16 protein-coding genes, 2 tRNA genes and 2 pseudogenes are annotated in these 23,154 nt (G+C 71.9%); 11 read left to right on the top strand and 9 right to left on the bottom strand.

Annotated features, from left to right (window positions below; translation table 11 throughout):
• Together ABD220_RS13475 and ABD220_RS13470 are read right to left on the bottom strand one after the other, a co-directional pair.
• Positions 1–115: pseudogene (locus tag ABD220_RS13475) on the bottom strand (S-(hydroxymethyl)mycothiol dehydrogenase); the annotation flags it as partial.
• Positions 116–298: 183 nt separating this feature from the next.
• Positions 299–1,417, bottom strand: a complete 1,119-nt coding sequence (locus ABD220_RS13470; protein WP_344123364.1) for a YihY/virulence factor BrkB family protein — start codon at positions 1,415–1,417, stop codon at positions 299–301.
• A 171-nt stretch (positions 1,418–1,588) separates the two neighbouring features.
• On the opposite strand from ABD220_RS13470, the gene ABD220_RS13465 reads away from it, so the two are divergent.
• On the top strand, positions 1,589–2,413 hold the full coding sequence (locus ABD220_RS13465) for a transglutaminase-like domain-containing protein (RefSeq protein ID WP_344123362.1): 825 nt from the start codon (positions 1,589–1,591) through the stop codon (positions 2,411–2,413).
• A gap of 21 nt (positions 2,414–2,434) precedes the next feature.
• Here the strand turns inward: ABD220_RS13465 and ABD220_RS13460 are convergent, their stop codons facing one another.
• The 6 genes from ABD220_RS13460 to bcp form a co-directional block, all read right to left on the bottom strand.
• A complete protein-coding gene (locus tag ABD220_RS13460) occupies positions 2,435–2,869 on the bottom strand; it encodes a MarR family winged helix-turn-helix transcriptional regulator (protein ID WP_344123361.1) in 435 nt (144 codons plus the stop codon).
• 250 nt (positions 2,870–3,119) lie between these two features.
• Positions 3,120–6,320 carry an efflux RND transporter permease subunit gene (locus ABD220_RS13455; RefSeq protein WP_344123360.1) on the bottom strand — a complete coding sequence of 1,067 codons (3,201 nt, stop codon included), beginning with the start codon at positions 6,318–6,320 and terminating at the stop codon, positions 3,120–3,122.
• Positions 6,321–6,581: 261 nt separating this feature from the next.
• The gene (locus ABD220_RS13450) at positions 6,582–8,066 is read right to left on the bottom strand and encodes a malate:quinone oxidoreductase (RefSeq protein WP_344123359.1); all 1,485 of its coding nucleotides are present in this window, start codon (positions 8,064–8,066) and stop codon (positions 6,582–6,584) included.
• A 111-nt stretch (positions 8,067–8,177) separates the two neighbouring features.
• Positions 8,178–9,779, bottom strand: a complete 1,602-nt coding sequence (locus ABD220_RS13445; RefSeq protein WP_344123358.1) for an ABC transporter substrate-binding protein — start codon at positions 9,777–9,779, stop codon at positions 8,178–8,180.
• A gap of 78 nt (positions 9,780–9,857) precedes the next feature.
• Positions 9,858–9,941 (bottom strand) — tRNA-Leu (locus tag ABD220_RS13440).
• A gap of 39 nt (positions 9,942–9,980) precedes the next feature.
• Positions 9,981–10,454 carry a thioredoxin-dependent thiol peroxidase gene (bcp, locus tag ABD220_RS13435; protein WP_344123357.1) on the bottom strand — a complete coding sequence of 158 codons (474 nt, stop codon included), beginning with the start codon at positions 10,452–10,454 and terminating at the stop codon, positions 9,981–9,983.
• A 217-nt stretch (positions 10,455–10,671) separates the two neighbouring features.
• On the opposite strand from bcp, the gene ABD220_RS13430 reads away from it, so the two are divergent.
• Entirely contained in the window at positions 10,672–11,205 is a 534-nt protein-coding gene (locus ABD220_RS13430; protein WP_344123355.1) for a MarR family winged helix-turn-helix transcriptional regulator, read from the top strand.
• A gap of 271 nt (positions 11,206–11,476) precedes the next feature.
• Here the strand turns inward: ABD220_RS13430 and ABD220_RS13425 are convergent.
• Positions 11,477–11,552 (bottom strand) — tRNA-Lys (locus ABD220_RS13425).
• 165 nt (positions 11,553–11,717) lie between these two features.
• On the opposite strand from ABD220_RS13425, the gene ABD220_RS13420 reads away from it, so the two are divergent.
• The 9 genes and pseudogenes from ABD220_RS13420 to gltX all read left to right on the top strand — a co-directional run bounded on the left by ABD220_RS13420 (position 11,718) and on the right by gltX (position 23,127).
• On the top strand, positions 11,718–12,725 hold the full coding sequence (locus tag ABD220_RS13420) for an NAD(P)-dependent oxidoreductase (RefSeq protein ID WP_344123353.1): 1,008 nt from the start codon (positions 11,718–11,720) through the stop codon (positions 12,723–12,725).
• Positions 12,726–13,012: 287 nt separating this feature from the next.
• Positions 13,013–14,905 (top strand): acetolactate synthase large subunit, encoded by a 1,893-nt coding sequence (locus tag ABD220_RS13415; RefSeq protein WP_344123351.1) that lies wholly within the window; start codon positions 13,013–13,015, stop codon positions 14,903–14,905.
• 3 nt (positions 14,906–14,908) lie between these two features.
• Positions 14,909–15,418 carry an acetolactate synthase small subunit gene (gene ilvN, locus ABD220_RS13410; protein ID WP_344123350.1) on the top strand — a complete coding sequence of 170 codons (510 nt, stop codon included), beginning with the start codon at positions 14,909–14,911 and terminating at the stop codon, positions 15,416–15,418.
• A 103-nt stretch (positions 15,419–15,521) separates the two neighbouring features.
• Positions 15,522–16,541 (top strand): annotated as a pseudogene (ilvC, locus tag ABD220_RS13405) (ketol-acid reductoisomerase); the annotation flags it as partial.
• 181 nt (positions 16,542–16,722) lie between these two features.
• Positions 16,723–18,285, top strand: a complete 1,563-nt coding sequence (metG, locus tag ABD220_RS13400; RefSeq protein WP_344123349.1) for a methionine--tRNA ligase — start codon at positions 16,723–16,725, stop codon at positions 18,283–18,285.
• Between the two features lie 79 nt (positions 18,286–18,364).
• A complete protein-coding gene (locus tag ABD220_RS13395) occupies positions 18,365–19,441 on the top strand; it encodes a 3-isopropylmalate dehydrogenase (RefSeq protein ID WP_344123347.1) in 1,077 nt (358 codons plus the stop codon).
• 98 nt (positions 19,442–19,539) lie between these two features.
• Positions 19,540–20,649, top strand: a complete 1,110-nt coding sequence (locus ABD220_RS13390; RefSeq protein WP_344123345.1) for a branched-chain amino acid aminotransferase — start codon at positions 19,540–19,542, stop codon at positions 20,647–20,649.
• 71 nt (positions 20,650–20,720) lie between these two features.
• Positions 20,721–21,494 (top strand): fumarylacetoacetate hydrolase family protein, encoded by a 774-nt coding sequence (locus tag ABD220_RS13385; RefSeq protein WP_344123343.1) that lies wholly within the window; start codon positions 20,721–20,723, stop codon positions 21,492–21,494.
• 118 nt (positions 21,495–21,612) lie between these two features.
• Positions 21,613–23,127, top strand: coding sequence for a glutamate--tRNA ligase (gltX, locus tag ABD220_RS13380; protein WP_344123342.1), 1,515 nt, complete (start codon positions 21,613–21,615; stop codon positions 23,125–23,127).
• The last annotated feature ends 27 nt before the right edge of the window (positions 23,128–23,154 follow it).

Raw genomic sequence — 23,154 nt, 5'->3', positions numbered from 1 at the left:
CGCAGGTGAGCACGTCCACCAGCGCCTCCCCCGGCCCGGGATCCGGCACCAGGATCGTCTCCACGACCGCTGGTTCGTTCTTCGCCTTGACGACGACTGCTCTGACCTCGTGCATCGGGAATGGTCCTTCCTGCGGACGGCGTGACGGTTCCGGTCCGGAACTCCGCTCCCCAGTGTAGGGAAGGACGCCGGGCCCGCGGTGCGGCGCAGGAGGACCGCGGCCCGCCGGGCGGGCCTGCCGTGCGGACGGACGCCGGCCCGGCACGCGCGGTGCCGGGCCGGCACGGGACCGGCCGTCCTAGCTCTTGGAGTCGTCGCTCTTGGAGTCGTCGCTCTTGGAGTCGTCGGAGGAGTAGTCGATGTGCTCGTGCTCGAGGCGCAGCTTGCGGCCCTGGTCGACGAGCTTCTCCTCCTTCTTCTCCTTCTTGTCGACCTGGCGGGTGTCGCGCGGGGGCAGCTGGATGGTCTCCTCGGCCTTGATCCCGCCCTGCAGCTGGCGGCCGCGCTCGACCTCCGCGTCGATCTCCGCGCCCAGCAGGAGGACGTTGTTGATGATCCAGAGGCCCAGCAACAGGGCGATCACGGAGCCGATGATGCCGTAGGTCGCGTTGTAGGAGGAGAAGTTGCTGACGTAGAACGCGAACAGGGCCACCGCGATGGCCGCCACGAGCAGAGCGACGAGGGAACCGAGGCTGATCCAGCGGAACTTGGGCTGCTGCACGTTGGGGGTGAAGTAGTAGAGCACGGCAAGCAGCAGCACTGCCAGCGCGACGACGGCCGGCCACTTGGCGATGTTCCACACCATCACGGCGGTGTCTCCGAGCCCGACGACGTCGCCGACGATGCGCGCGAGGTCCCCGGAGATGACGAGGGCGACGAGGATGACCGCCACGATGACGACCAGGGTCAGCGTCACGACCAGGTTCATGGGCCGGAGCTTCCAGATGGGACGGCCCTCGTCCACCTCGTAGATCCGGTTCAGCGCCCTGCCGAAGGCCCCTGTGAAGCCGGAGGCGGTCCACAGGGCGCCGAGGATACCGGTGAACAGGGCCAGCCCGGCGCCGGTCTGCGTGGTGAGGTTGTTGATGGGCCCTTCGAGCAGGGTGGTCAGCTCGGCCGGTGCGTAGTCGTCCAGCCACCCCGTGATCGCGTTCGTGGTGGCCTCGCCCTGGCCGAAGACGCCGAGCAGCGACACGAGGGCGAGCAGGGCGGGGAAGAGCGAGAGCACCGCGAAGTACGTCAGCGACGCCGCGAGATCCGTGCAGTTGTCCTTCGAGAACTCGGAGAGCGCGCGCTTGACCACGTAGCCCCACGCGGGCTTGCTGATCTCGGAGGGGCTGTCCGGCTTGCGGGGGTCCTCGGGGTCCGGTGCGGTGTGCTCCTTGGAGCGGCTGTCCTGGGTGGTGTCCTGGGCCATGCTGGGTCCTTCGCGATCGGCCGCCGGGTGCGGTGTGCGGGCTCCGGTCGGCGGCGGGGCGTGTGGGGGATGTCTCCTGCATCAGTGTACTGATGAATTGCCGTCGTGAGCGACAATGGGACGGGCGGATCACGGGTCTGCCCCATGTTCCCCCCGACCAGGAGGCCCTTCGTGCCCACCACCCGGCGCACCGTCGCTGCGGAGATCGACTTCGCGGCGAAGACCGACCACCTGGCGGTGTTCTCCCTCGCGATCGCCCACCCCACGGGCCGCGCGCGCCCCGGCGAGCGACTGAGCCTGCGCGTCGACGGGGCCGAGGCCGCGCTCGAGGAGGCGCAGGACCTGCACGGCACGCGGCTGCACCTGGCCCGGGTGCCGGGCGGCACGGAGTGCACGGTGTCCTACGCCCTGGAGCTGGACGGAAGGGCCGGTTCGCCGCCTCCGGGGGAGTCCGTCGACGTCGTCCGCTACACCCGGCCCAGCCGCTTCTGCCCCTTCGACGAGATGGCCGGCACCCCCGATGCCCTCTTCCCCGGGGCCCGCGGTGGCGGCTACGAGACGCTCCAGCGGGTGCGGGACTGGGTGCACGAGCACCTGGACTACGTGGTGGGCTCCTCGACGGCCACCGACACGGCCGTTCACACGTTCCTCACCCGGCAGGGCGTGTGCCGGGACTACGCGCACCTGCTCATCACCCTGCTGCGGGGCCTCGGGGTGCCGGCGCGGCTCGTGTCGGTCTACGCGCCGGGGCTGTCCCCCATGGACTTCCACGCGGTGGTCGAGGCCTGGCACCACGGCGCCTGGTACGTTCTGGACGCCACCGGGCTCGCCCCCCGAACGGAGTTCGTGCGCATCGCCACGGGCGTGGACGCCTCCGAGACAGCGTTCCTGACCACGCTCCAGGGGGAGATCACCCTGGGTGAGATGCGGGTGTCCGCGGAGTCCTCCGCGCCCGGGCACGAGGACCCGGAGGCCCGGGTCGTCCTCCCGCTGTAGAGGCCGGCCGGGGAGTCCGGCTCAGAGGTCGTTGACGGCTTCCCGCAGGCGGTCGGCCAGGCGGGCGAGGATGCGCAGCTCCTCGGGGTCCAGGCCCGCGGACATCAGCTCGTGGACGTGCACCCGGAACTGCTCCGCGATCTGGACCTGCATCTGCCGGCCACGGTCGGTGAGCCGGATCCGCAGCCCCCGCAGGTCCTGCGGGTCCTGCCAGCGGTGCACCAGTCCCTTGAGCTCGAGACGTTCGAGCATCCGGCTGAGGCTGGACTGGGTCAGCAGCACGTACTCGTTGAGCTCGTTGAGGCGCATGCCGGTCTCGTCGGAGCGGGAGAGGTTGAACAGGACGTCGTACTCGCGGGCGGACAGCTCCGCGAACTCGGGTTGGCGCTGGAGACGCCGCATGACCGTCACCTGGGCCCTGAAGAGGGCCTCCCAGGCGTCGGCGCTGTTCTGCACACGATCTGTTTCTCTGCGGGTCACAGGTTAATGCTACGACCCGGTTACATCGGTGTGCGGTGCCCGGGTGTCCCCCCTTTCGGGGGATGCCCCCTCCAGCCACGGGCCGCGCGGTCCGCGGAGCGTCCAGGTTTCCCGGCGTGACCTGCGCGGATGATAGCCCGCGGACGTCACCGGTGCATCTTGTCGGGGTGCGCTCGCCTGTATTTCCAAGAGCAAACGTCCACGAAAGTGCGCACGGTGACGGATGTCACGTCCCGCGCGCCGGGCGTCCTGTTCCGGCCCCGGCCAGGGCCGTGATCCGCTCCTCCCGGCGGCGGTGCCGTTCCTCCTTGCGCGCCTCCACGAGCCGGTAGAGCACCGGCACGAGCACCAGGGTCAGCAGGGTGGAGGAGATCAGCCCGCCGATCACCACCACGGCCAGCGGCTGGGAGATGAAGCTTCCCTGTCCCGTGACCCCCAGCGCCATGGGCGTCATCGCGAGGATGGTGGCCAGGGCCGTCATCACGATGGGCCGCAGCCGGCGGGTGGCGCCCTTCTCGATGGCCTCCTCCAGGCCCATGCGGTGCTCCCGGCCCCGGTACTGGTTGATGAGGTCGATCAGCACGACCGCGTTGGTGACCACGATGCCCACGAGCATCAGCACGCCCACGAGCGAGGCGAGGCCCAGCGGCACTCCGGAGGCCAGCAGCGCGAGCACCGCGCCGGTGGCCGCGAAGGGGATCGACACCAGCAGGATCAACGGCTGGACCAGCGACTTGAAGGTCGCCACGAGCACCACGTAGACGATCGCGATGGCGGCGAGCACAGCCAGCCCCAGCTGCCGGAACGTGGTCTCCTGCTCGGTGGCGGCTCCGCCCAGCTCTGCCGAGGCGCCCTGCGGCAGGGCCAGGCCCGCGAGCGCGTCCCGGACCTCGGCGCTCGTGGCGCCGAGGTCGTTGCCGCCCGGGGTGACGGCCACGGTGGCGGTGCGCTGGTCGTTGCTCGAGGTGATGGTCTCCACGGTGAGCGCCTCCTCGACCTCGGCCAGCTCGTCGAGCCGGACGGTCCCGCCCGCCGCCGGCACCGGCAGGGCCCGCAGCCCCTCGACGTCCTCGACGGCGAGGCCCTCGCCGATGGTCACGGCGACCGAGTCGGCGTCCAGGTCGATGGACCCGGCGGGCAGGGGGTTCACGGTGCCGGCGAGCGCGCCCGTGACCTGCTCCTCGCTCAGCCCACGGCCGGCGGCGGCCGCCCGGTCGACCGTGACCACCACGGTGGGCTGGGTCGCGGCCAGGTTGCTCGTGACCTGCCCGGCGGAGCCGAGCTCCCGCACGGCACGCACCACGGCGTCGTCGGCCTCCGCCAGCGTCTCCTGGTCCGTGGCGGTGACCAAGATCTCGACGTCGTTGCTCGTGAAGCCCTGGGCGCCCTGCACCGAGAACTCCCCGGCGCCGTCCAGCCGGTCCAGGCGCTCGCCGACGGTGCGGCGCAGCTGCTCCTGGTCCACCGCGGCGTCCGTCGTCACGGAGAAGGTGGCGCTGTTGGTGCCGCTGCCGGGCAGGAACGCGGAGAAACCGCCGCCGGGGCCCATGGTGACCTGCACGTCCTCGATGCCCTCGGTCCGGTCGAGCACCTCCTCGGCGCGGCTCGCCTGCTCGGAGGTCACCGCGAGCGCGGTGCCGGGCGGCAGGTCCTGCTCGATGGTCATGGTGTTCTGGCCCGTGTCCCCGAGCAGGTTGGTCGGCAGCACCGGCAGCAGGGCGGCCGTGCCGCCGAGGACCAGGACACTGACCGCGAGGGTGGCCCACGGGTGGCGCTGCGTGCCGCGCAGGACCGGGAGGTAGCCCTGCGCCAGCCGCGGCGGCGTCCCCACCGCGCTGCCGGCCGCAGTGCCGCCCTTGCTCCCGGCCCAGGGCGCGGGGCGACCCGCCGGTGTCCCGCGGGTGCGCCGGGCCAGGCGGGGGTCCCGCAGGAACCAGTACGCCAGCACGGGCACGATGGTCAGGGACACCACCAGCGAGGACAACAGCGCGATGGTCGTGGTCAGGGCGAAGGGGCGGAACAGCTCGCCGGTCACATCGCCGACGAACGCGATGGGCACGAAGACCGCGACCGTGATGAGGGTCGAGGCGGTGATCGCGCCCGCGACCTCGCGCACGGCGGTGAGGATGGCCCGGCGCTTGGCGTTGGCGGGGTCGGTGCGCAGGTCGACCGTGCCGTAGTGGCGCTTGATGTTCTCGATCACCACGATCGAGTCGTCCACGACGCGCCCCACGGACAGGGTGATCGCCGCCAGGGTCAGGAGGTTCAGGGAGTAGCCCAGGGCATTGATCCCGATGAACGTGGCGAGCAGGGACAGCGGGATGGAGATCGCGGTGACCAGCGTCGAGCGCAGCGACGCCAGGAAGACCAGGATGACGAGCACGGCGAACGCGAGCCCCAGGAGGCCCTCGACCGTGAGGTCCTCGATCGACTGCTCGATGTAGGGGGCCTGGTCGAAGACCGCGGTGATCTCGGCGCCGTTGCCGAGGTCCTCCTCGAGCTCGGGGATCATCTCCTCCACCGCCCGGGAGATGCCCACCGTGTCCCCGTCCGGGGTCTTGGTCACGGACAGGGCGAGCGTCGGCTCCCCGTTGGTGCGGGTGATCGAGGTCTGCTCCTGCTCGGCGAGCTCCACGGTGGCCACCTCGCCGACGGTGCTGGGCCGGGCGCCGTCGGGCGCGTCCTCCGGGAGGGGCAACGGGACGCCCTCCACGGCCTCGAGGGAGTCGAGGGGGGAGCCGGCCTGGACGGGCAGGGTCGTGGCGCCGTCGTCCACGCTGCCCACGGGCACCAGGCCACCGCTCTCCTCCAGCGCGGTGCGGATGTCGGCGGGCGTGGCGCCGGCCCGGGCGAGGTCGGCCCGGTCCGGCAGGATCGAGACCACCTGCTCGGGGGCGCCGCTGACCTCGGCGGAGCGCACGCCCTCGATCCGCTGCAGGTCCGGGACCGTCAGCCGCTCCAGGTCCGCCGCGAGCGGGCTGAGGTCCTCGTCGGAGGACACGGCCAGGAACACGATGGGGAAGTCCGCCACGGAGCCGGCGAACGCGGTGGGTTCGACGTCGTCGGGCAGCTGCGTGCGCACGTTGGAGATCGCCCGCTCCACCTGGTTGCGCGCCCGGTCCAGGTCGGTGCCGTACTCGAAGCCGAGCTGGATGTTGGACAGCCCGCTGCGCGAGGTGGACGTCGAGCTCTCGAGGCCCTCCACGATGTTGAGCGCGCGCTCCAGCGGCCGGCCCACCTGCTCGTCGACGACCTCCGCGGACGCGCCGGGCATCGCCGAGACCACGCTGATGGCGGGGATCTCCAGGGACGGGATCAGCTCCTGCTGCATGGAGCGCATGCTGAGCACCCCGAAGAGGGCGACGAACAGCGTGATGAGCACGATCAGGGCTCGGTTGGCCATCGACGCGCGGGCGAGGAGAAACACTCGTGCTCCTTGAGGAGGGAAGGTCGAGGGCGTCCCGGCAGGGCCGGGAGGCACGCCCCTCAGCGTACCGCCGCCTACCGACAGGTCACCGGGGCTGCGGCCGGGACGGACCGGACGGCGACGAGGCCCCCGGACCGGCCGGTCCGGGGGCCTCGTCCCGCGGTCACCGCGCCGGCCGGTGCCGTGCGGTGGGTCGCGGTGTCAGCTGCTGCGATGCCGGTCGCCGCGGTGTTGTCCGCCGCCGTGCCGGTCGGCGCGGCGTCAGTTGATGCCGAGCACCTGGGCGGTGCGGCCCATGACCTCGTCCGCGAGCTGCGGGTTGTCGTTGAGCTTCACGCCGTAGGAGGGGATGATCTCCTTGATCCGCGGCTCCCACCCGGACATCCGCGCCGGGAAGGACTTCGCCAGGAGGTTGAGCATGATGGGCACCGCGGTGGACGCTCCGGGGGAGGCCCCCAGCAGCCCCGCGATGGAGCCGTCCGCGGCGGTGATGAGCTCGGTGCCGAACTGCAGCACGCCGCCCTTCTCCTTGTCCCGCTTCATGACCTGCACGCGCTGCCCGGCCTCGACCAGCTCCCACTGCGAGCCGTCGGCCGTGGGATAGAACTGCTGCAGCGCCTCGACCCGCTGGCCCTTGGACTTGGCCAGCTCGCTCAGCAGGTACTTCACCAGGTCCAGGTTGGCCAGGCCCGCGCGGGTCATCGGGTAGATGTTGTGCGGGCGCACGGACAGGGGCAGGTCCAGGTAGGAGCCCTGCTTCAGGAAGTTGGGCTTGAACCCGCCGAAGGGGCCGAACAGCAGCGCGCGCCGTCCGTGCTCGTAACGGGTGTCCAGATGCGGGACGGACATGGGCGGGGCGCCCACGGAGGCCTGGCCGTAGACCTTGGCGTTGTGCTGGGCGGCCACGCCCTCGTCGGAGTTGCGCAACCAGAGGCCGGAGACCGGGAACCCGCCGTAGCCGCGGGCCTCGCGGATGCCGGACTTCTGCAGCAGCGGCAGGGCGCCGCCGCCGGCTCCCACGAACACGAACTTCGCGCGCACCAGTCGGTGGCCCTCGGAGTTGAGGCGGTTCTTGACCTTCGCCACCCAGGTGCCGTCGCCCTGGCGGTCGAGGTCCAGGACCTGCTGGCCGTAGCGCACCTCGCCGCCGCGGGCCCGCAGGTGGGCGACCTGCTGCCGGGTCAGCTCCCCGAAGTCGACGTCGGTGCCCTCGGGGGACCAGGACGCCGCCACGCGCCCGGCACCGCGGCCGTGCATGGTCAGCGGCGCCCACTCGGCGATCTTCTCGCGGTCCTCGGTGTACTCCATGCGCTCGAAGAGCTTGTTCGGCCGGAGGGCCTCCCAGCGGCGGCGCAGGTAGTCGCTGTGGGCGTCCCCGAACACCAGTGACATGTGCGGCACCGGGTTGATGAAGGAGCTGGGCTCCCGCAGCTTGCCCTCGGACACCAGGGAGGCCCAGAACTGGCGGGAGAGCTGGAACTGCTCGTTGATGCCCAGGGACTTCACCGGGTTCACGGACCCGTCGGCGGCCTGGGGAGCGTAGTTGAGCTCGCAGAGGGCGGAGTGGCCGGTGCCGGCGTTGTTCCAGACGTTGGAGCTCTCCGCGCCCACCTGGTCGAGGCGCTCCAGCATCGTGATGTCCCACTGCGGCTCGAGCTCCTTGAGGAACACGCCGAGGGTGGCGCTCATGATGCCGCCGCCGATCAGGAGGACGTCGGTCGATTCCGTTGCCTGAGGTCTTGTCACAGTCGATGCTCCCGTTGAACGCCCGGCGCTGCGCCGGTGAGTGGTCGGGATCAGACTATCGCCACGCCCCGGCGAACCCCGAATGGAGCCGGGGCGCGTCCGGGCCGGTCCTCACTCGGCGGTGCCGAGGTCCACCCGGTTGAAGATCTCGTTGCCCGTGGAGCTCAGGGGGAAGGAGGTCACGGAGTCGCCGACGGCGACCGCCGAGATCGGGTGGGCCAGGGGGACCGCCGGGAGCAGGCGGGAGACGCGGTTGTTGATCGACGCGTAGGCGCTCGACCGGTCCTCGCCGTCGGGCAGCGCCGCCGCGCGGTCGACCGCGGCGAACAGCGACGCGGAGTCCACGCCGAACTCCCCGCGGGGGGAGCCGAACAGGGCGGCCGTGAAGTAGTCCGGGTCGCGGTACCCGCCGTTGAGTCCGAGCAGGTGCAGGGCGTGGTCGCCCTCCGGGTCCTGGACCCGCTCCACGTAGCCGTCCGACCAGTCCACCGGGACGGGCTCGATCACGAACCCCGCCCGCACGAGCTGGGCCGCGATGTCGGCGTAGATCTTCTCGGGCTCCTGCATGTAGGTGCGGGAGGTGCTGCGCGGGTAGTGGAACCGCAGCGGCTCGCCGGCGTAGGACGAGCCCGCGAGCAGCTCCCGGGCCCGCTGGGGGTTGTACGACGGGACCTGCAGGTCGGTCCCGTCCATCGCGAAGCGTGCGGGGAGGAACTGGTTGGCCACCCGGGTGCCGTCCGGGTAGTGCTCGCGCACGATCGCGCCGCGGTCCACGGCGGCGGCGATCGCCGCGCGCACGTCGGGATCGTCCAGTGGCGCCACGTCCTGGTTGATGCCGAGGTAGGACACGGAGTACGGGTCGCGCTGGAGGACCTGCACGCCCTCGCGGGCGAGCGGGGCGAAGGAGTCCAGGCCCACCTGGTCGTAGCCGTCCACCTGGCCGAGGCGCAGTGCCACGTAGCGCAGCTCGGGCTCGGCGATCGTGCGGAACTCGAGCCGGCCGATGTCCCCGAGCTCGCCCCAGTAGTCCGGGTTCGCGCTCAGCACCACGTTCGTCCCGTCCCCCGACTCGTAGCGGAAGGGGCCGGTGCCCACGGGGTGGGTCTCGTGCGTGCCGGCCGCCAGGGCCGCGGGGGACGCGATCCCGAACGCGGGGTGCGTCAGCGCCCGGAGCAGAGGGGTGTGCGGCGCGGTCAGCGAGAGCACCACCGAGGAGTCCGACGCCGCGGCGCACCCCGCGTAGAGGGGCTCGGTGCCGGGGACGCCGGTGCGCAGGACAGTGGCGAACGGGGTCCGCGCCCCGTCGGCGGCGAGGGCCTCCCAGCGCTCGAAGTTCGCGCACACCGCCGCCGCGTCCAGGTCGGTGCCGTCGTGGAAGCGCACGTCCCGGCGCAACTCGAAGCTGTAGCTCAGCCCGTCCTCGGAGCGCGCCCACGACCTCGCCAGGCCCGGCACCGCCTCCCCCGTGGAGGGGTCGGCGGAGACCAGGCCCTCGAGCATCTGGGCGCCGATCCGGGAGGTCTCCAGGATGTTGACCGTGGCCGGGTCCAGGGTGGGGGCGGCAGCGGCGTTGGCGAACACGAACTCCGTGCTCGGCACGGACCGCGAGGCGGCCGGGGCGCCGGGCTCCTCGCCCGCGGGGGCGCAGCCGGCGAGGATCCCTGCGACGAGCGCGAGCGCGGCCGCGGTGCGGGGGGTTCGCCTGGGCGCCATGGGTCCTTCGCTGCCTCGCCGGATCGGTCGTCGGTGTCGTCGTGCGCCGGCTCCGGACCGTGCCCGGGGACCGTCGGGTGCGCGAGGCGGGACTCGAACCCGCACGCCGGTCAGGGCACAGGAACCTAAATCCTGCGTGTCTGCCAGTTCCACCACTCGCGCCGAAAGGGGCCCGCCCGGGCCCCTCCGCCCATCCTAGCCTCAGCCCTCCAGGCCGAGGTCGCGGCGCAGCTTCGCCACGTGTCCCGTGGCGCGCACGTTGTACTGCGCGAGCTCCACGTCGCCCTCGGGGCCGACCACCACGGTGGAGCGCACCAGGCCCTCGTAGGTCTTCCCGTAGTTCTTCTTCTCGCCCCAGGCCCCGTACGCCTCGGCGACCCGGTGGTCGGCGTCGGAGAGCAGCGGGAAGGTGAGGGACTGCTCCTCGGCGAACCGCGCCAGGGCCTCCGGGCGGTCCGGGGAGATGCCGAGCACGGCGAACCCGTCCGCGGCGAAGCGCGCCAGGCTGTCCCGGAAGTCGCACGCCTGCGTGGTGCAGCCGGGGGTGGAGGCCTTCGGGTAGAAGTAGACGACCACCCGCTGCCCGCGGTGGTCGGCGAGCGAGACGGTCCTGCCGTGGGCGTCGGGCAGGGCGAAGTCGGGTGCCTTCCGGCCGGGTTCGAGACGTGCTGCCATGGGGATGCTCCTCCGTCGTGTCGGTGGTGTTTCCGGTCGTGGTGCCGGTGCCGCGGGACGGCCTCGGAGCACGAACACTACCGTCGCTCGCCCCGGGCGGGACTCCGGCCGGCGCGGGGGCGCCCCGGTCCGGCGATCGTTCACGCGCGGAGAAATGCTCATAAGTTTGCTTAGCATGGTGCTGTATTCCGTGTTCCGGGTCGGTAGACTGCTTTGCATGCCTTTCACCACTCAATGGCCGACCAACCGATTGCTCTCGACCGCGGCCCGGCTCGTGGAGCACGCGTGGAACGAGCGCCTGGCCACGCTCGGAGTGACCCACGCGGGCGTCATGGCGCTGGACGTGCTGAAGACGGCGGGGAGCATGACCCAGGCCCAGCTGGCGCACCGCGTCCGGGTGCAGGCGCAGACCATGGGCAAGACGCTGCACCGGCTCGAGCTGCACGGCCACGTCACCCGGTCCAAGAACGTCCACGACCGCCGCAGCCATCTCGTGTCGATCACCCCGGAGGGCCAGCGCATCCTCGAGGCCGCCACCCAGCTCGAGGACGAGCTGGTGGACGACGGGCTGCTCACGGACGAGAACCTGCGCCGCACCCTGGCCGACATCATCACCACGCTCGGCGGCGCCCGCTGGAAGCTGCGGGTCCAGCCGGACGGGACGGTCACCGACGCCGGGTCCGCCGACGCGACCACGCCCGAGGAGTCCCGCGAGATCGCCGAGGCCGGCACCCAGGGGGACACCCCCTGATCCGGCCGCGGCCGGCGGTGGCTGCACCGCCGGGCGGGATGGTCGGGCGAGAGGACCGGTGGGGGCCGAGGGCAACGGCGCGAGCGCGCCGGAGGTCACGAGGTGGTGGGCCCCGCCGGGAGCACCCGGGGTACGACGACGACCCCGGGTTTTTTCGTGCCCGCCGTGCGCGGCCCGGAGCCGGTGGCCGGGAGGACCGGACGCCGGCCCCGGTGATGTTCCGGGCACGACGAAGAACCCCACCGCGGTGCTCCGCGGTGGGGTTCTGCTGTGGTGCGCCCCCTCGGACTCGAACCGAGAACCCATTGATTAAGAGTCAATTGCTCTGCCAATTGAGCTAGAGGCGCGGGTGGTGCGGCAAGAACAGTAGCACGCGCCCGGCCCGGGGGCCGAATCGCGCCGGCCGGCCGGCGCCGGTTCCGTCTCGCAACGAGAAAGTACTCTACCAGCTCGTCCCGCCTTGTCCATTCCGCGCCGCCGCCCGGGCCGCGGCGGCGTCTAGCATGACGGTCATGCCCTCCGCACCGGTCCCCGCGCCCGCCGTCCCGTCCGTTCCGCTCTCCGAGCTCCGCGTCGTCTCCCTGCCGGAGCAGGAGCTCGTGGACCACCTGAGCGCCCGCGTCCCGGGCTTCCGCTACGTCCTGTGGGACATGGCCGGCGACCCGGTCGGAGCCCGTGCCGACGAGATCGACGTGGCGGTGGCCCCGTACTTCACCGGCGGCTGGACCGGGGCCCTGCCCGCCGCGACGCGCCTGCGGCTCGTGCAGCTGCAGAGCACCGGGTTCGACGGCGTGCCGGAGGCCATCGGGCCCGACCTCGCCCTCTCGACGGCGGGCTGGGTGCACGCGGCCGGGACCGCCGAGCTGGCCCTGGGCCTGATGATCACAGCCCAGCGGGAGCTCGACCGCGCCGTGCTGCAGCAGCGCGACGGGATCTGGCGCCGCTTCGGGACCCGCAGCCTGGCCGACAGCCGTGTCCTGGTGCTGGGCGTGGGGGAGATCGGCTCCGCCGTGGTCGACCGGCTGCTCCCCTTCGAGGTCGAGGTCACGCGGGTGGCCTCCCGCGCCCGCACCGACGAGCGCGGTGCCCTGCACGGCGCCGACGAGCTGCCGGCCCTGCTGCCCGACGCCGACGTGCTCGTGGTGGCCCTGCCCGCGAGCGCCGCGACCGACGGCCTCGTCGACGCCCGCGTGCTGGCCCTGCTGCCCGACGACGCCCTGGTGGTCAACGTGGGCCGCGGCCGGGTGGTCGACACCGCCGCGCTGACCGAGGAGGTCGTGTCCGGACGGCTCCGCTGTGCGCTCGACGTCGTCGAGCCCGAGCCCTTCCCCGGGGACCACCCGCTGTTCCGTGCCCCCGGCGCGATCCTCACCCCGCACACGGGCGGTTCCTGCACGTCCTACAAGCCGCGCGTGCGGCGGCTGCTGCGCACCCAGTTCGAGCGCATCGCCGCGGGGGAGCGGCCGCTGTTCCTGCAGCAGGAGGGCCGGCTCGACGTCCCGGCGGCCGAGGAGCACTAGCACCGGACGTGCCGTGTCTCACATCGTGGGACACGGCGTCCGAAGATTGACACGCCCCGGTGGGCGGCAGAGCATGGAAGCATGCAACTCAGCCACGGTGTCGTCCAGCTCACGGTACGCGTTCTCGTCGGACGCGGGGCCTGAGCCGACGACCGGTCGAGCGCAAGGGCCCTGTCGCACCTCCCGGTGCAGCGAGGGCCTTTTTTCTTGCCCGGCGCCCCCGGGGAGCGGCGTCCGAGCCGGAACAGCACCACCAGCCCAGAAGGCCAGACCAGAAGGACAGTGACATGAGCAAGGGACAGCCGATCAGCCCAGCGCTGATGGCCACCAAGCGCGCGGAAACCGCCGCCGACCACCGGCCCCCCGGGGCCCCGGAGAAGTCCGTCCCGGCCGTCCCGTCCGTCATGGGCCCGAGCAACACGGTGGCCCCCACGGCGATGACCGGCTCCCAGGCCGTCATCCGGGCGCTCGAGGAGCTCGGGGTCACCGACGTCTTCGGCCTCCCCGGCGGCGCGATCCTGCCGACCTACGACCCGCTCATGGACACGGACAAGATCAACCACATCCTGGTCCGCCACGAGCAGGGCGCCGGGCATGCCGCCGAGGGCTACGCCCTCGCGTCGGGCCGCGTGGGCGTCTGCATCGCGACCTCCGGCCCCGGCGCCACGAACCTCGTCACGGCCCTCGCGGACGCGCACATGGACTCCATCCCGATGGTCGCGATCACCGGGCAGGTCTCGTCCAAGGTGATCGGCTCCGACGCCTTCCAGGAGGCGGACATCGTCGGGATGACGATGCCCGTCACCAAGCACTCCTACCTGGTGACGCACGCCCAGGACATCCCGCGCGTGCTCGCCGAGGCGTTCCACCTGGCCTCGACCGGCCGCCCCGGCCCGGTGCTCGTGGACATCGCCAAGGACGCCCAGCAGGACACCATGACGTTCAGCTGGCCGCCCCGGATGGACCTGCCCGGCTACCGGCCCGTGACCCGCGGGCACGCCAAGCAGATCCGGGAGGCCGCCAAGCTCATCGCGGCGGCCCAGCGGCCCGTGCTCTACGTGGGCGGCGGGACCATGCGCGCGGACGCGGCCGCCGAGCTCATGGAGCTCGCCGAGCTGACCGGCGCGCCCGTGGTGACCACGCTGACCGCACGGGGCGTGTTCCCCGACTCCCACGAGCAGAACCTCGGGATGCCCGGGATGCACGGCACGGTCCCGGCCGTGTACTCGATGCAGCAGGCGGACCTGCTCGTGACCCTCGGCGCGCGCTTCGACGACCGCGTCACCGGCCACCTGGAGACCTTCGCCCCCACGGCCAAGATCATCCACGCCGACATCGACCCCGCCGAGATCTCCAAGAACCGCACCGCCGACGTCCCGATCGTGGGCGACGTCAAGGAGATCCTGCCGGACCTCGTGGCCGCCGTGCGCCAGGAGTTCCAGCGCGGCGGCAGCCCCGACCTCTCCTCGTGGTGGACCGCGCTGAGCAGCCTGCAGGCCACCTACCCGCTGGGCTACCCCAAGCCGGCCGACGGCCTGGGGTCGCCGCAGCACGTCATCGAGCGGATCTCCGCGCTCACCGGCCCCGAGGCCGTCTACGTCTCCGGCGTGGGCCAGCACCAGATGTGGAGCTCCCACTTCGTGCAGTACGAGCGGCCCCGGCAGTGGCTGAACTCGGCCGGGCTGGGGACCATGGGCTTCGCCGTCCCCGCGGCGATGGGGGCCAAGGTCTCCCAGCCCGACCGGGTGGTGTGGGCGATCGACGGCGACGGCTGCTTCCAGATGACCAACCAGGAGCTCGCCACCTGCACGATCAACAAGATCCCGATCAAGGTGGCGGTGATCAACAACTCCTCGCTGGGCATGGTGCGCCAGTGGCAGACGCTGTTCTACGACGGCCGGTACTCCAACACCGACCTGAACACGGGCCACGACAGCATCATGGTGCCGGACTTCGTCAAGCTCGCCGACGCCTACGGGTGCGCCGCCCTGCGCTGCACCCGGGACGAGGACGTGGACGAGGTCATCCGGCAGGCGCTGGAGATCAACGACCGCCCCGTGGTGATCGACTTCGTGGTCTCCGCCGACGCGATGGTGTGGCCGATGGTGCCCTCCGGCGTGTCCAACGACCAGATCCAGATCGCCCGCAACATGACCCCCGACTGGGACGAGGAGGACTGACCCATGAGCCGACACACCCTCTCCGTGCTCGTCGAGGACAAGCCGGGCGTGCTGACCCGGGTGGCCGGACTGTTCGCGCGCCGGGCCTTCAACATCGACTCGCTCGCCGTGGGCCCCACGGAGCTCGACGGCGTCTCCCGCATCACCGTGGTGGTGGACGCCGAGGGCGAGCTGCTCGAACAGGTCACCAAGCAGCTGAACAAGCTCATCAACGTCATCAAGATCGTCGAGCTCACCACCGAGTCGTCGGTGCAACGCGACCACATCATGGTCAAGGTCCGCGCCGACGCCGCGACCCGTCTGCAGGTCACCCAAGCCGCAGACCTGTTCCGGGCCACCGTTGTCGACGTCTCCACCGAGTCGCTCGTCATCGAGGCCACCGGCGCCCCGGAGAAGCTCCGGGCGCTGCTGGACATCCTGGAGCCCTTCGGCGTCCGGGAGATCGTCCGGGCCGGTACGCTGGCCCTCGGACGTGGTCCCAAGTCGATGAGCGACCGCGCCCTGCGCCACTGACGCCCCCGGGCGGCGGTGGCCGCGGGCGCCGGCCCACAGACACCCCAACCACCTCGCGGCGGCGCACCCGCCGCGCCCACCCATGCTTCAAGGAGACAACCCCATGGCAGAGATCTTCTACGACGACGACGCCGACCTCTCGATCATCCAGGACCGCTCCGTGGCCGTCATCGGCTACGGCTCCCAGGGCCACGCCCACGCGCTGAACCTGCGCGACTCGGGCGTGGACGTGCGCATCGGCCTCGCCGAGGGCTCGCGCTCCCGGGCCAAGGCCGAGGCCGAGGGCCTGCGCGTGCTCACCGTCGCGGACGCCGTCAAGGAAGCCGACGTCATCATGATCCTGACGCCGGACCAGGTCCAGCGCCACGTCTACGCCGAGTCCATCGCCCCGAACCTGGAGCAGGGCGACGCGATCTTCTTCGCCCACGGGTTCAACATCCGCTACGGCTACATCGAGGCCCCCGAGGGCGTCGACGTCGTCATGGTCGCCCCGAAGGGCCCCGGCCACACCGTGCGCCGCGAGTTCGAGGCCGGCCGCGCCGTGCCCGCCCTCGTGGCCGTGGAGAAGGACGCCTCCGGCAGGGCCCTCGAGCTGGGCCTGTCCTACGCCAAGGGCATCGGCGGCACCCGCGCCGGCGTGATCAGGACGACCTTCACCGAGGAGACCGAGTCCGACCTCTTCGGCGAGCAGGCGGTCCTGTGCGGCGGCATGTCCCACCTGGTCCAGTACGGCTTCGAGACCCTGACCGAGGCCGGCTACCAGCCGGAGATCGCCTACTTCGAGGTGCTGCACGAGCTCAAGCTCATCGTGGACCTCATGGTGGAGGGCGGCATCGCCAAGCAGCGCTGGTCGATCTCCGACACCGCCGAGTACGGCGACTACGTCTCCGGGCCCCGGGTGATCAACCCGGCGGTCAAGGAGAACATGAAGGCCGTGCTGGCCGACATCCAGGACGGCACCTTCGCCAAGCGCTTCATCGAGGACCAGGACAACGGGGGCGCGGAGTTCAAGAAGCTGCGCGAGAAGGAGGAGTCCCACCCGATCGAGGTCACCGGCCGGGAGCTGCGCAAGCTCTTCGCGTGGACCTCGCCGGACGCCGACTACGTCGAGGGCACCGCGGCCCCTCGCCGCGTCCGGAGTCCTGCCCGGAGTCGTGCCGGGAGTCGTGCCCGGAGAGCGCAGCCGGTCGCCGCGGTCCCGGGGCGGCCCGCAGGCCGGACGTCGGAGCCCGCGTGCCGCACGCCGGCTCCGCCCCCCACGCACCCGGGCGCGCACGATCCCCGCGGTCGGTAGAGTGGAGGCCGTGACTTCCTCCCACCGCACCCCGTACTACATCACCACGGCCATCGCCTACCCCAACGGCACCCCGCACATCGGGCACGCCTACGAGGTCATCGCGACGGACGTCATGGCCCGGTTCAAGCGGCTGGACGGCTACGACGTCCGCTTCCTGACCGGCACCGACGAGCACGGCCAGAAGATGCAGCAGACCGCGGAGAAGGAGGGCCTCACGGCCCGGGAGCTCGCGGACCGCAACTCGGCGCGCTTCCGCGAGATGGACGACGCCCTGAACATCTCCTACGACCGCTTCATCCGCACCACGGACGCCGACCACTACGCGGCGTCGGCGGCCATCTGGCGGCGGATGGAGGAGGCCGGGGACATCTACCTCGGCAAGTACGCCGGCTGGTACTCCGTGCGCGACGAGGCGTTCTACGGCGAGGACGAGACCGAGCTCCGGGAGGACGGCGTGCGGTGCTCGACGGGCACCGGCACGGAGGTCACCTGGACCGAGGAGGAGTCCTACTTCTTCCGCCTCTCCGCCTACCAGGACCGGCTGCTCGCCCTCTACGAGCAGGAGGGCTTCGTCCACCCCGAGACCCGGCGCAACGAGATCGCCTCGTTCGTGCGCTCGGGCCTGGAGGACCTCTCGATCTCCCGCACCACCTTCGACTGGGGCGTGCCCGTGCCCGGCAACCCGGACCACGTGATGTACGTGTGGGTGGACGCCCTGACCAACTACCTCACCGGCGTGGGCTTCCCGGAGACCGACGCCGAGACCTTCCGGCGGTACTGGCCGGCCGACGCGCACGTGATCGGCAAGGACATCGCGCGCTTCCACGCCGTGTACTGGCCGGCGTTCCTGATGTCCGCCGGGCTGCCCCTGCCCAAGCGCGTCTTCGCCCACGGCTTCCTGTTCAACCAGGGCGAGAAGATGTCCAAGTCCGTGGGCAACGTCATCGACCCGCACGCCCTCGTGGCCGAGTACGGTCTCGACCCGCTGCGCTTCTTCCTGCTGCGGGAGGTGCCGTTCGGCCAGGACGGCAGCTACTCGCACGACGGGATCAAGAACCGCATCAACTCGGACCTCGCCAACGACCTCGGCAACCTCGCGCAGCGCTCGCTGTCGATGGTCGCGAAGAACTGCGCGGGCCGGGTGCCGGTGCCGGGGGAGCTGACCCCCGAGGACCGCGCCATGCTCGCCGCCGCCGCGGAGCTCTACGAGCCGGTGCGCGCCGAGTTCGACGAGCAGCAGTTCCACCGGGCGCTCGAGCGGATCTGGCGGGTGGTCGCCGAGGCCAACCGGTACTTCACCGCCATGGAGCCCTGGAAGCTGCGCAGGACCGACCCCGAGCGGATGGCGACCGTGCTCTGGGTGACGCTCGAGGTGGTGCGCGTGGTCGGGATCCTCGTCCAGCCGGTGGTGCCGGACGCCGCCGCCCGGCTGCTCGACGTGCTCGGCCAGGACCAGGGCTCGGCCCGGCTGTTCGCCGCCCTGGGCACGCCGCTGGTGGCCGGGACGGAGTTGCCGCCGCCCGCGCCGGTGTTCCCGCGCTACGAGGAGCCCGCGGCGCTCCAGGCCTGAACGCCGACCCGGTGTCCAACATCCGAGACGTCCGTCCACACCGTGGTCGGAGGGGCGGCCGTGCTCCTATCCTGGGGCCATGAGCCAGCCGACATCCGCAGCCGCCCCCTCCCACCTGAAGATCGCCCTCGTCCCCGGTGACGGCATCGGCCCCGAGGTCGTGGCCGAGGCGGAGAAGGTCCTCGACGCGGTGACCGGCGCGGCCGGGGTCACGGTGGAGAAGACGGAGTTCGGCCTCGGTGCGCAGCACTGGCTGGACACAGGCGAGACCCTCACCGATCGGACGCTGGACGAGCTGCGGGCCCACGACGCCATCCTGTTCGGCGCCGTGGGCGCCGCCCCGGGCGACCGGCGGGTCCCCTCCGGGATCATCGAGCGGGACGTGCTGCTGAAGATGCGCTTCAGCCTCGACCACTTCGTCAACCTCCGCCCGTCCAGGCTCTTCCCCGGCACCACCAGCCCGCTCTCCGACCCCGGGGACATCGACTTCGTGGTGGTGCGGGAGGGCACCGAGGGACCCTACGCCGGCAACGGCGGCGTCCTGCGCGGCGGCACCGACGCCGAGATCGCCACGGAGGTCTCGCTCAACACCGCCCACGGCGTGCGCCGCCTCGTGCGCTACGCCTTCCAGCTCGCCGCCGTGCGGGAGCGCCGGAAGCTCACCCTGGTCCACAAGCACAACGTGCTGGTCAACGCGGGCCGCCTCTACGCGCGTCTGGTCGAGGAGGTCGGCGCCGAGTTCCCCGGCGTCACCGTCGACTACCTGCACGTGGACGCCGCCACGATCTTCCTCACGACCGACCCGGCGCGCTTCGACGTCATCGTCACCGACAACCTCTTCGGGGACATCCTCACCGACCTCGCCGGGGCGGTGACGGGCGGCATCGGCCTGTCCCCGGCCGGCAACATCAACGCGGACCGCACCGCGCCGTCGATGTTCGAGCCCGTCCACGGCTCCGCACCGGACATCGCCGGGCAGCAGCGGGCGAACCCGGTGGCGGCGATCCTCGCCACCGCCATGATGCTGGAGCACCTCGGCCTCGCCGGGCCGGCCGCCCGGATCGAGGCCGCCGTGCAGCAGGACCTCGCCGCGCACGGCAACGAGTCCCGCACCACCGCCCAGGTGGGCGACGGCGTGCTCGCCGCCCTGGCCTGAGCGGGTCCGGCCGTGCTCCGGGGATAGGCTGGGGCACGGAACCAACAGCTGAGCCCCGCGTGCCGGTCGCCACGGGGTCGACCTCGCAGGGAGACGCAGTGACCACACAGCCCACCACCTTCGCCCACCACCTCAGCCAGGACCCGGTCCCGGAGGAGGTCCGGGCGGCCATCCTGGCCGATCCGGGCTTCGGCACGAACTTCACGGACCACATGGTGAAGATCGACTGGTTCGGGGACGTCGAGAAGGGGACGGGTCGCTGGAGCGACCCCCGGATCGAGCCGTACGGGCCGCTGGTCCTGGACCCCGCCGCGGCCGTGCTGCACTACGGCCAGGAGATCTTCGAGGGGCTCAAGGCCTACCGGCACGCGGACGGCTCCGTGTGGACGTTCCGGGCCGAGGCCAACGCCGCCCGGCTCAACCGATCGGCCCGCCGGCTGGCGCTGCCGGAGCTGCCCGAGCAGATGTTCCTGGACTCGCTGCGTGAGCTCGTGTCGGTGGACGAGCAGTGGGTCCCGGACGGGGACGGCGAGTCCCTGTACCTGCGCCCGTTCATGATCGCCACGGAGGCCTTCCTGGGCGTGCGCCCGTCCCGGCAGGTGCTGTACTCGGTGATCGCCTCGCCCGCCGGCAACTACTTCGGCGGCCCGGTGAAGCCCGTGGACATCTGGCTCTCCCGCGACTACGCCCGGGCCGGTCGCGGCGGCACGGGCGCGGCCAAGTGCGGCGGCAACTACGCCGCCTCCCTGATCGCCCAGATGGAGGGCGACGCCCACGGGTGCCAGCAGGTGATGTTCCTGGACCGTGACCGCGGCGACGCCGTCGAGGAGCTGGGCGGCATGAACGTGTTCTTCGTGTACCAGGACGGCCGCCTGGTGACCCCCGAGCTCACCGGCACGATCCTCGAGGGCGTCACCCGCCGCTCGATCATCCAGCTCGCCGAGGACCGTGGCATGAAGGTCGAGGAGCGCCGCTTCACCCTCGACGAGTGGCGCGAGGGCTGGCAGGCCGGGACCATCACCGAGGCCTTCGCGTGCGGGACCGCCGCCGTCATCACGCCCATCGGCCGGCTCGTCTCCGCCGAGGAGACCATCGGCGACGAAGGGGCCCGGCCCGGCGAGGTCACCATGGACATCCGCAAGCAGCTCCTGGAGATCCAGACGGGCCGCGCGCAGGACCCGCACGGCTGGCTGACCCGCCTGGTCTGAGCGCCGGCGGCCCCCGGTGGCGCCACCGGGGGCCGCGCGGACCCCCGCAGGCCGTGGGATAGCCTGGTCCCATGCGAATTGCCAGGTTCACGGTCGACAACGAGATCCACTTCGGCGCGGTGCAGGGCGCCGCCGGCGAGGAGACGGTCACCGTCCTCGCGGGCGACCCCTTCTACACCGGGATCACCCCCACCCAGCAGCGCCACGACATCGCCGACGTCCGCCTCCTGGCCCCCGTCATCCCGCGCTCCAAGATCGTCTGCGTCGGCCGCAACTACGCCGACCACGCCGCGGAGCTGGGCAACGAACTGCCCACCTCCCCGCTGCTGTTCTTCAAGCCCAACACGTCCGTCGCCGGACCCGGCGACCCCGTCACGCTGCCCTCGTGGACCGAGCAGGTCTCCTACGAGGGCGAGCTCGCCGTCGTCATCGGGCGGATGTGCAAGGACGTCCCCGTGGAGCGCGTGCCCGAGGTGGTCTTCGGCTACACCGCCGCCAACGACCTCACCGGCCGCGACGTGCAGAAGACCGACGGCCAGTGGGCGCGCGCCAAGGGCTTCGACGGGGCCTGCCCGCTCGGGCCGTGGATCGAGACGGACCTCGACACCTCCGCCCTCGCGGTGCGCAGCCGCGTCAACGGCGAGACCAAGCAGGACGGCAACACCCGGGACATGGTCTTCGACGTCCCGTTCCTCGTCTCCTATGTCTCCCAGGCGTTCACGCTCCTGCCGGGCGACGTCGTCCTCACGGGCACGCCCGCCGGCGTCGGGATCGTGGACGAGGGCGACCGGATCGAGGTGGAGGTCGAGGGCATCGGCGTCCTGCCGACCGTCCTGCGCCGCTGACCCGCGCCGCCGACCGCCACCGCCGAGCGGCGCCGCCGACCCTGGCCGCCGATCCGCGCGAGCCCCGGAGCACCACCGCATGACCCCGCCCAGCCCCCGACCGATCCACGAAAGAGCCATGACCGACACGTCCGCCACCCCGGCCACCGCCTCGACCACCTCCTCGCCCGTGCGCGTGCGCTTCTGCCCGTCCCCGACGGGCACCCCGCACGTGGGGCTGATCCGCACCGCGCTGTTCAACTGGGCCCACGCCCGGCACACCGGCGGCACCATGGTCTTCCGCGTCGAGGACACCGACACCCAGCGCGACTCGGAGGAGAGCTACCAGCAGCTGCTCGAGGCGCTGGCCTGGCTGGGGATCGACTGGGACGAGGGCGTGGAGACCGGTGGGCCGCACGCCCCCTACCGGCAGTCCCAGCGCCTGGACATCTACCGCGACGTCGCCGCGAAGCTCCTCGAGCACGGGGCGGTCTACGAGGCCTACTCGACCCCGGAGGAGGTCGAGGCCCGTCACCGCGCCGCCGGCCGCGACCCCAAGCTCGGCTACGACAACTACGACCGGGACCTCACCGAGGGGCAGGTCGCGGCCTACCGGGCCGAGGGGCGGGAACCGGTGCTGCGGCTGCGGATGCCGGACGAGGACATCGTGGTCCACGACATGATCCGCGGCGAGATCGTCTTCCGGGCCGGCTCCATCCCCGACTACGTGGTGGTGCGCGCCAACGGCCAGCCGCTGTACACCCTCACCAATCCCGTGGACGACGCCCTCATGGGGATCACCCACGTGCTGCGCGGGGAGGACCTGCTCTCCTCGACGCCGCGCCAGATCGCGCTCTTCCGCGTCCTCGTCGAGATCGGCCTCGCGACGTCCGTGCCCGAGTACGGCCACCTGCCCTACGTCATGGGCGAGGGCAACAAGAAGCTGTCCAAGCGCGACCCGGAGTCCAGCCTCTTCCACCTCAAGGACAGTGGGTTCGTCCCCGAGGGACTGCTCAACTACCTGGCCCTGCTGGGCTGGTCCCTGTCCGCGGACGAGGACGTCTTCACGGTGGAGCAGCTCGTGGAGCACTTCGACGTCCACGACGTCCTGGCGAACCCCGCGCGGTTCGACCTCAAGAAGGCCACCGCGATCAACGGCACCCACGTCCGCAGGCTCGCCCCCGAGGACTTCCGCGACCGGCTCGTCCCCTACCTGCAAGCCGGCGGCGTGCTGGGGGAGACCCTGGACGAGCGCCAGCAGGAGATCCTCGACCGGGCCGCCCCGCTGGTCCAGGAGCGGATGAACCTGCTCGGCGAGGCTCCCGAGCTGCTGTCCTTCCTCTTCGCCGCCGACGACGAGATCGAGGTCGCCGACGACGCCCGCAAGCAGCTCAAGGACTCCGCCGGCGACGTCCTGCAGGCCGCGCTCGCCGCCCTCGAGCCGCTCGAGGACTGGAGCGCCGGCGCCCTCGAGACCGCGCTGCGTGAGGCCATCGTGGACGGCCTGGGCATCAAGCCCCGCCTGGCCTTCGGCCCCGTCCGCACCGCCGTCTCCGGCCGGCGGATCTCCCCGCCGCTGTTCGAGTCCCTGGAGATCCTCGGCAAGGACTCGTCCCTGAACCGGCTGCGCGCGCTCGCCGCCCAGCTGGGCTGAGCGCTCCTCCTGCCGACGACGGTCCGG

The sequence above is a fragment of the Kocuria aegyptia genome, from assembly GCF_039530085.1.
In the GTDB taxonomy this organism is placed as follows: Bacteria; Actinomycetota; Actinomycetes; order Actinomycetales; family Micrococcaceae; genus Kocuria; species Kocuria aegyptia.
Note: the sequence above shows the minus strand (reverse complement) of the source record. Positions and strands in the feature narration are given on the sequence as shown.

Excerpts from the sequence above, each read along its gene's own strand:
- ABD220_RS13470 (WP_344123364.1), bottom strand. The coding sequence starts at position 1,417 with ATGGCCCAGGACACCACCCAGGACAGCCGCTCCAAGGAGCACACCGCA.
- ABD220_RS13445 (WP_344123358.1), bottom strand. The coding sequence starts at position 9,779 with ATGGCGCCCAGGCGAACCCCCCGCACCGCGGCCGCGCTCGCGCTCGTC.
- bcp (WP_344123357.1), bottom strand. The coding sequence starts at position 10,454 with ATGGCAGCACGTCTCGAACCCGGCCGGAAGGCACCCGACTTCGCCCTG.
- ABD220_RS13430 (WP_344123355.1), top strand. The coding sequence starts at position 10,672 with ATGCCTTTCACCACTCAATGGCCGACCAACCGATTGCTCTCGACCGCG.
- ABD220_RS13420 (WP_344123353.1), top strand. The coding sequence starts at position 11,718 with ATGCCCTCCGCACCGGTCCCCGCGCCCGCCGTCCCGTCCGTTCCGCTC.
- ABD220_RS13415 (WP_344123351.1), top strand. The coding sequence starts at position 13,013 with ATGAGCAAGGGACAGCCGATCAGCCCAGCGCTGATGGCCACCAAGCGC.
- ilvN (WP_344123350.1), top strand. The coding sequence starts at position 14,909 with ATGAGCCGACACACCCTCTCCGTGCTCGTCGAGGACAAGCCGGGCGTG.
- ABD220_RS13395 (WP_344123347.1), top strand. The coding sequence starts at position 18,365 with ATGAGCCAGCCGACATCCGCAGCCGCCCCCTCCCACCTGAAGATCGCC.
- ABD220_RS13385 (WP_344123343.1), top strand. The coding sequence starts at position 20,721 with ATGCGAATTGCCAGGTTCACGGTCGACAACGAGATCCACTTCGGCGCG.
- gltX (WP_344123342.1), top strand. The coding sequence starts at position 21,613 with ATGACCGACACGTCCGCCACCCCGGCCACCGCCTCGACCACCTCCTCG.